Genomic DNA, 7,634 nt, shown 5'->3' on the forward strand with positions numbered 1-7,634 from the left:
CTGACTATCATTTATAATCAATAGAATATTCACTCAACCCCACCACCACAGGAGCCGCCGATGAACACCCGCATCGAAACCGACACCATGGGCGAAGTGGCTGTGCCCGCCGAAGCCTATTGGGGTGCGCAAACCCAGCGCAGCCGCGACAATTTCAAAATCGGCGGCGAAACCCTGCCCGCGCCCTTGATACGCGCGATGGCGCTGGTGAAAAAAGCCGCCGCGCAAACCAACGCCGCGCTCGGCAGGCTTGATGAAGCGCGCAAAAACCTGATTATGCAGGCTGCCGATGAAATCTTGGCCGGCAAGCTGGCCGACCAGTTTCCGCTGGTGGTGTGGCAAACCGGCTCAGGCACGCAATCGAATATGAACATCAACGAAGTGCTGGCCAACCGCGCCAACGAATTGGCCGGGCAGCCGCGCGGCAGCTATGCGCCGGTGCACCCCAACGATCACGTTAACCAAGCCCAATCCACCAACGACAGCTTTCCCACCGCCATTCATGTGGCCGCCGCCATCGAAATCAAACATTTTCTGATGCCCAATGTGCAGGCGCTGCGCGACACCTTGCAGCAAAAATCGGCCGCATTCGACCACATCATCAAAATCGGCCGCACCCATCTGCAAGACGCCACCCCGCTCACGCTGGGGCAGGAATTCAGCGGCTATGTGAGCCAGCTGGATCACGGCTTGCAGCGCCTCGAAGCCGCCTTGCAAGGGCTTTACGAGCTGCCTTTGGGCGGCACGGCCGTGGGCACAGGCCTCAACAGCCACCCTGATTACGCCCAAAAAGCCGCCGCCGCGTTGGCCGAATTATCCGGCTTGCCTTTTGTAAGCGCACCGAATAAATTCGAAGCGCTCGCCGCCCGCGATGCCGCCGTGTTTGCCAGCGGCGCACTCAAAACCTTGGCCGTAAGCCTCAACAAAATCGCCAACGATATCCGCTGGCTCGCCAGCGGCCCGCGCTGCGGCTTGGGCGAATTGCGCATTCCCGAAAACGAACCGGGCTCGTCTATCATGCCGGGCAAGGTCAACCCCACCCAAAGCGAAGCGCTCACCATGGTGGCCGCGCAAGTGTTGGGCAACGACACCACCATCGGCATCGCCGGCGCTTCAGGCAATTTCGAGCTGAATGTGTTTATGCCGGTGATTGCCTACAATTTGCTGCAATCCATCCGCCTGCTCGGCGACGCCTGCGACAGCTTCAACCGCCATTGCGCCGCAGGCATCAAGCCTGTGCCCGAAAAAATCGATCATTTCCTGCACGATTCGCTGATGCTCGCCACCGCACTCAACCGCCACATCGGCTACGAAAACGCCGCCAAAATCGCCAAAACCGCTTATCGGGAAAACAAAACTCTCAAGCAGGCGGCGGCAGAATTAAACCTCGTCAGCGCCGAAGAATTCGATGCCTGGGTGCAGCCCGAAGAAATGGTGCGACCGAAATAAAACGCAAAGCCAAACGAAGCTTATCAGGCCGTCTGAAACGTTTCAGACGGCCTCTCCAACGCGCTTTTAAAGCAAGCGCTCTTTAAATCTGCCGTTTGCCCCTCATTTTGCCCACTTACCACCAAACCCCAGCCACCAAAGAAAAACCATGCCCGAATTGCCCGAAGTCGAAACCACCCTACGCGGCATCAGCCCGCATATCCACGGCCAAACCGTTGCCAATACCATTATTCGCCAACCCAAGCTGCGCTGGCGCATTCCCGATGATTTGGCACACACCTTGGCAGGCCAAACGGTGCTCGAATGCACGCGCCGTGCCAAATATCTGCTGATTCGTTTTGCCACCGGCATTGTGCTGATTCACTTAGGCATGTCGGGCAGCCTGCGCATTTTTACCGCCGGCGATGCCCGCATTTCCTCCCCCGACAAACACGACCATGTGGATATCGTGTTTGCCGACGGCACCGTGCTGCGCCTGCACGACCCGCGCCGCTTCGGTGCCGTGCTGTGGTTTGCCGGCGCGCCCGAGCACCACCCTTTGCTGGCCGCGCTCGGCCCCGAGCCGCTCTCGCCGCAATTTAATGCCGATTATCTTTACGAAAAGCTGCGCAAACAAAAGCGCGCGGCCAAGCTTGCGCTGATGGACAACGCTGTGGTGGTGGGCGTGGGCAATATTTATGCCAACGAATGCCTGTTTAAAGCCGGCGTTTCCCCCATGCGGGCCGCCAATCAAATCACCCGCCAAGAATGCGCTTTATTGGTGGAAACCATCCAGGCCGTGTTGCAGCGCGCCATCGCCACCGGCGGCAGCACCTTGCGCGATTTTGTCAACAGCGACGGCAAAAGCGGCTATTTCCAACAGGAATACACCGTGTATGGCCGCCACAACCAGCCCTGCCTGCAATGCGGCGACTTAATACACAAAGCCGTTATCGGCCAACGCGGCACGTTTTATTGCACACGTTGCCAAAAATAATTCAGACGGCCTGCTGCTTTTTAACCGCCGCACCGATAAACTGCCATCCTGCGCCCAAGCTTTCATTCAACAAACCCTGCCGCCTTGCGGCCACCATTGCCAATCATGTCGCTTATCACTTTTCAAAAACCCGGCGAGCTCGCCGCCCTGCCGCCTTTATCGCTTTATATCCACATTCCGTGGTGCGTGCGCAAATGCCCGTATTGCGATTTCAATTCCCATCAAGCCAAAAGCGATTTGGCCGAAGCCGCCTATATCGATGCGCTGCTGCTTGATCTGCAAACCGAGTTGCCCAATATTTGGGGGCGACCGGTGGAAACCGTCTTTATCGGCGGCGGCACGCCCAGCCTGTTTCAGGCGGCTTCCATCGAACGCCTGCTCAGCGGCGTGCGCGCGCTCGTGCCCTTGCAGCCGCAAGCCGAAATCACGCTCGAAGCCAACCCGGGCACGTTTGAAAAAGAAAAGTTTCGCGGCTTTAAAGATGCCGGCATCACCCGCTTGTCTATCGGCGTACAAAGCTTCAACGATCAGGCGCTGCAAGCGCTCGGCCGCATCCACAGCCGCCATGAAGCGCTGGCCGCCATCGATGCGGCGCAGGCATTGTTTGAGCGGGTAAACATCGATTTGATGTATGCCTTGCCCCGCCAAAATATGGAATCGGCGCGGCAAGATGTGCACACCGCCCTCGCCACCGGCGCAGGCCACATCAGCGCCTACCACCTCACCATGGAGCCCAACACGCCCTTCGGCCACACGCCGCCTTCCGGCCTGCCGCATGACGATGCCGCACAAGATATTGAAGATGCCGTGCACCAAGCCTTGGCCGATGCCGGCTTTGACCACTATGAAACTTCCGCCTTTGCCCGCCCCGGCCAAGCCTGCCGCCACAACCTCAATTATTGGCAATTTGGCGATTATCTGGGCATCGGTGCCGGCGCCCACGGCAAAATTTCCTATCCCACCCATATCGAGCGCACCACCCGCCGCCGCGGCCCCAACGATTATCTGGCCGCCATGCAGGGCAAGCCGGCAGAGGCCATCGAGCGCAAACGCATTGCCGCCGAAGATTTGGCGTTTGAATTTATGATGAACGCGCTGCGCCTGCACGAAGGCGTGCCTGCCACCCTGCTGCAAGAGCGCACCGGCATCGCGCCCGCCCGCATCGCCGCGCAAATTCAAGCCGCCCAGCAAAAAGGCCTGCTCGATCAAGACCCGCTCTATTTCAGGCCGTCTGAACACGGCCGCCGCTTTTTAAACGATTTGCTGCAATGCTTTTTATAAGCCTGCATCCGTTATGTTTTTCGGATATGTTTTTCAGACGGCCTCAGCCGCACAGGCCATCTGATACCCATTCGAAAAAATAAGATAACAAGGCGGAAGCCTGCGACAGTACACTTAGTATGGCTAGGTGAGCCAACGCAGTTAGGTTATTTTTTCGAATGGGTATGAGCATAGCCAAAAGCCTTTATCTATAAGATAATCCTTTTTCCAATCTATATTCATCAGGAGCGCCACATGAGCAAAACCATCATCCACAGCAACCACGCCCCCGCCGCCATCGGTGCCTACAGCCAAGCCGTGCGCAGCGGCGACACCGTTTACATGAGCGGCCAGATTCCGCTCGACCCGCAAAGCATGAACGTGGTTGGCAACGGCGATTTTGCCGCCGAAGCGCATCAAGTGTTTAAAAACCTGCGCGCCGTGGCACAAGCCGCCGGCGGCTCGCTCGACGACATCGTCAAGCTCAACGCCTACCTCACCGATTTGGGCAATTTCGCCGTGTTTAACGAAGTGATGGCCGAATATTTCACCCAGCCCTATCCCGCCCGCGCCGCCATCGGCGTGGCCGCCCTGCCCAAAGGCGTGCAAGTGGAAGCCGATGCCGTGCTGGTGCTCGATTTGTAATATTTCCCGTTTATCCTTTTTCAGACGGCCTCAACTCAAGGCCGTCTGAACACATATCTGAATCCTATGGCACACTACGCAATCGGCGATCTGCAAGGCTGCTACAACGAGCTCGATGCCTTGCTGCACAAAATCGGTTTCAACCACGGCACCGACACCCTCTGGCTCACCGGCGACATTGTCAACCGCGGCCCCCAATCCCTGCAATGCCTGCAATTTGCCCGCCAACACGAAAGCAGCGTGCGCACTGTGTTGGGCAATCACGACCTGCACCTGCTCGCCGTGGCGCACGGCCACGGCAGGCTCAAGCGGGGCGACACGCTCGACGATATTCTCAACCACCCCGAGCGCCGCACCCTGCTCGACTGGCTGCGCACCCAGCCCTTGATGCTGAGCAACAACGAATATGTGCTGGTGCACGCCGGCTTGCTGCCGCAATGGAGCATTGCGCAGGCGAACACGCTGGCCGAAGAAGTGGCACACGAATTGCGCCACCGCCCCGATGCCTATTTCGCCCATATGTATGGCAACAAACCGCGCGCCTGGAGCGCCCAACTGAGTGGTTATGACCGGCTGCGTGTGATTACCAACGCGTTTACCCGCATGAGAGCGCTCACTTATGCAAACGAAATCGACTGCGATTTCAAAGCCGGCTTAGCCGACATACCCAACGGCCTGCGCGCCTGGTTTGAAGCGCCCGAGCGCCAAAACCTCAGCCACACCATCGTGTTCGGCCATTGGTCGGCGCTGGGCTTTTTCGACCAATGCGGCGTGCTCGCGCTCGACACCGGCGCCTTATGGGGCGGCCCGCTCACCGCCGTGAATCTGGCCGACCGCCAAATCAGCCAAGTCGAATCCGGCAGCCGCCTACATTGGCAAACCACGCTGGCCTGAGCCGAAGCTGAGGCCGTCTGAAACTTTCAGACGGCCTCAAAAATGATGTTGAACAAAATATTTGCCGAAATTACCAATATACATACAACACTTTTAAAAATATAAATAATTGATTTAAAATACAATTATTAAAAATATACCAAATTTTACAGCCTGGCGGCCACAAAAACTATAGTATTACTCTAATTTTGAATACAGTTAGAGTATAATTTCTAAAGTCGGCCGGGCAAACAAGCGCCGATGCACATGCAAAGCCGCCTGCCCGACAAACCCACAACGATTAAAACACCGCCGTTTTCCACACACACCCGCATTCATTACAAAGGAAACACCATGCAACACCCTTTCGACCCCTTGATTATCCGCGGCAAATCGCTGATACCGATTGTGCAGGGCGGCATGGGCGTAGGCATATCCGCATCCAGCCTCTCCAGCGCCGTGGCGCGTGAAAACGGCGTCGGCACCATTGCCAGCGTAGATTTGCGCCACCTGCACGACGATTTGCTGGCCGAATCCAAAATCAACCCCACCGAAGCCAAATACGACAAACTCAACCGCATCGCGCTCGACCGCGAAATCACCAAAGCCAAAGCCGATTCAGAAGGCCGCGGCATGATTGCCGTCAACGTGATGAAAGCGGTGAAAGACCACCAAGCCTTGGTGCGCCAGGCCTGCGAATCCGGCGCCGATGCCATCGTGATGGGTGCCGGCCTGCCGCTGGACTTGCCCGAAATGGCCGAAGGCTACCCCGATATCGCGCTGCTGCCGATTTTATCGGAATCGCGCGGCATCAATATCGTGCTCAAACGCTGGATGAAAAAAGGCGTGCTGCCCGATGCCATCGTGATCGAGCACCCCGCCCACGCCGCCGGCCACCTCGGTGCCATGACGGTAGATGGTGTAAACGATGCCAAATTCGAATTCAAACGCGTGATTGAAGAAACCTTCGAAGTGTTTAAAAAGCTCGGCCTCGAAGGCGAAAAAATCCCGCTCGTGCTCGCCGGCGGCATGGCCAATTTTCAAAAAATCCACACCGCGCTCAAAGAATGGGGCGCATCGGCCGTGCAAATCGGCACCGCTTTTGCCGTCACCCACGAGGGCGATGCCCACATCAACTTCAAGAAAACCCTTGCGGGTGCCGACACCGAGCAAGTGGTGGAATTCATGTCTGTGGCCGGCCTGCCCGCCCGCGGCGTGAAAACCAAATTTCTCGAAAGCTATATGAAGCGCGAAAGCGTGCTGCAAGCCAATGCCAAGGCCGACCAGCGCCGCTGCACCCAAGGCATCAACTGCCTCTCCGTGTGCGGCCTGCGCGACGGCTTGGAAAAAGTCGGCCAATTCTGCATCGACCTTAAACTCGCCGCAGCCTGGCGCGGCGAAGTGGACAAAGGCCTCTTCTTCCGCGGCAAAGATCCGCTGCCCTTCGGCAAAACCCTGCACAGCGTGCAAGAAACCATTCATTATCTGCTCAGCGGCGAAATGCCATTGGTGATGCCCTTGCAAAAGCAGGCTTAATCAACGCATTGCCAAACCAGGCCGTCTGAAAACATTTTGTTTTCAGACGGCCTTTTATACCCATTTTATACCCATTCGAAAAAATAAGATAACAAGACGGAAGCCTGCGACAGTACACCTATAGTGAAATGCAAGAAAAAGTGACACGAAATGCACTCTGAAACAGCGTAGGTTGGGTTGCCAAACCCAACGTTTCAGACGGCTTGTGGATTTGTTGGGTTTTCAACCCAACCTACCCGCCGTATCACTTTTTTATGCATTCCACTATAGTATGGCTAGGGTCTGTTCACATTTCATCACGCGGCAATATTTTGGCTCAAAAACGCGCCTGCTGCGTTGAAAATGCTCGCAAGGTGTCCAACCTTGCTGTGCTTTTCGCCTTGCAGCCACGCTTTTGCGCTCAAAATCTTACTCGCAGATGAATTGTGAACAGACCCTAGGCGAGCCAACGCAGTCAGGTTATTTTTTCGAATGGATATTAAATGACGTTTGCGCATCGTTTCATACATGCTTATGGTTTATAATAACAGCCGCACACATTTGCACCGGCATAGCTTTTCAGACGGCCTGCATTAAAAATTCAGCAACAAAACCAAATAAAACTATACTTTTTCTTATTTTATGAGACAATAGCTAAGATAATTCTTAGTTTACATACGAGAGCCCTTATGTCAGACGAAAAAAGCAAAGCCCTGGCCGCCGCCCTAGCCCAAATTGAAAAACAATTCGGCAAAGGCTCCATCATGAAAATGGACGGCAGCCACAAAGACGAAAACCTCGAAGTCATCTCCACAGGCTCGCTCGGCCTCGATTTAGCCCTCGGCGTCGGCGGCCTGCCGCGCGGGCGCGTGGTGGAAATCTTCGGCCCCGAATCTTCCGGCAAAACCACCCTCTG

The 7,634-nt window shown here is 56.1% G+C and carries 6 protein-coding genes and 1 pseudogene; all 7 read left to right on the forward strand.

Annotated features, from left to right (window positions below; all coding sequences use genetic code 11):
* Window positions 1–60 precede the first annotated feature (60 nt).
* Window positions 61–1,449: a class II fumarate hydratase gene (fumC, locus tag EV680_RS08965; protein WP_132954403.1), complete on the forward strand. Its 1,389-nt coding sequence runs from the start codon at window positions 61–63 to the stop codon at window positions 1,447–1,449.
* 148 nt (window positions 1,450–1,597) lie between these two features.
* On the forward strand, window positions 1,598–2,425 hold the full coding sequence (gene mutM, locus EV680_RS08970) for a bifunctional DNA-formamidopyrimidine glycosylase/DNA-(apurinic or apyrimidinic site) lyase (RefSeq protein ID WP_132954404.1): 828 nt from the start codon (window positions 1,598–1,600) through the stop codon (window positions 2,423–2,425).
* Window positions 2,426–2,530: 105 nt separating this feature from the next.
* On the forward strand, window positions 2,531–3,706 hold the full coding sequence (hemW, locus tag EV680_RS08975; protein ID WP_132954405.1) for a radical SAM family heme chaperone HemW: 1,176 nt from the start codon (window positions 2,531–2,533) through the stop codon (window positions 3,704–3,706).
* Window positions 3,707–3,940: 234 nt separating this feature from the next.
* The gene (locus tag EV680_RS08980) at window positions 3,941–4,330 is read left to right on the forward strand and encodes a RidA family protein (protein WP_132954406.1); all 390 of its coding nucleotides are present in this window, start codon (window positions 3,941–3,943) and stop codon (window positions 4,328–4,330) included.
* A gap of 66 nt (window positions 4,331–4,396) precedes the next feature.
* Window positions 4,397–5,224, forward strand: a complete 828-nt coding sequence (locus EV680_RS08985; RefSeq protein WP_132954407.1) for a symmetrical bis(5'-nucleosyl)-tetraphosphatase — start codon at window positions 4,397–4,399, stop codon at window positions 5,222–5,224.
* A 333-nt stretch (window positions 5,225–5,557) separates the two neighbouring features.
* Window positions 5,558–6,739: an NAD(P)H-dependent flavin oxidoreductase gene (locus EV680_RS08990; RefSeq protein ID WP_132954410.1), complete on the forward strand. Its 1,182-nt coding sequence runs from the start codon at window positions 5,558–5,560 to the stop codon at window positions 6,737–6,739.
* Window positions 6,740–7,407: 668 nt separating this feature from the next.
* Window positions 7,408–7,634: pseudogene (locus EV680_RS08995) on the forward strand (DNA recombination/repair protein RecA); the annotation flags it as partial.

Origin of the sequence: Uruburuella suis, from assembly GCF_004341385.1 — a bacterium.
Taxonomy (GTDB): domain Bacteria; phylum Pseudomonadota; class Gammaproteobacteria; order Burkholderiales; family Neisseriaceae; genus Neisseria; species Neisseria suis.

What these genes read in the sequence shown, in the direction of transcription:
- fumC (WP_132954403.1), top strand. Translation starts at nt 61, where the DNA reads ATGAACACCCGCATCGAAACCGACACCATGGGCGAAGTGGCTGTGCCC.
- EV680_RS08990 (WP_132954410.1), top strand. Translation starts at nt 5,558, where the DNA reads ATGCAACACCCTTTCGACCCCTTGATTATCCGCGGCAAATCGCTGATA.
- hemW (WP_132954405.1), top strand. Translation starts at nt 2,531, where the DNA reads ATGTCGCTTATCACTTTTCAAAAACCCGGCGAGCTCGCCGCCCTGCCG.
- EV680_RS08980 (WP_132954406.1), top strand. Translation starts at nt 3,941, where the DNA reads ATGAGCAAAACCATCATCCACAGCAACCACGCCCCCGCCGCCATCGGT.
- mutM (WP_132954404.1), top strand. Translation starts at nt 1,598, where the DNA reads ATGCCCGAATTGCCCGAAGTCGAAACCACCCTACGCGGCATCAGCCCG.
- EV680_RS08985 (WP_132954407.1), top strand. Translation starts at nt 4,397, where the DNA reads ATGGCACACTACGCAATCGGCGATCTGCAAGGCTGCTACAACGAGCTC.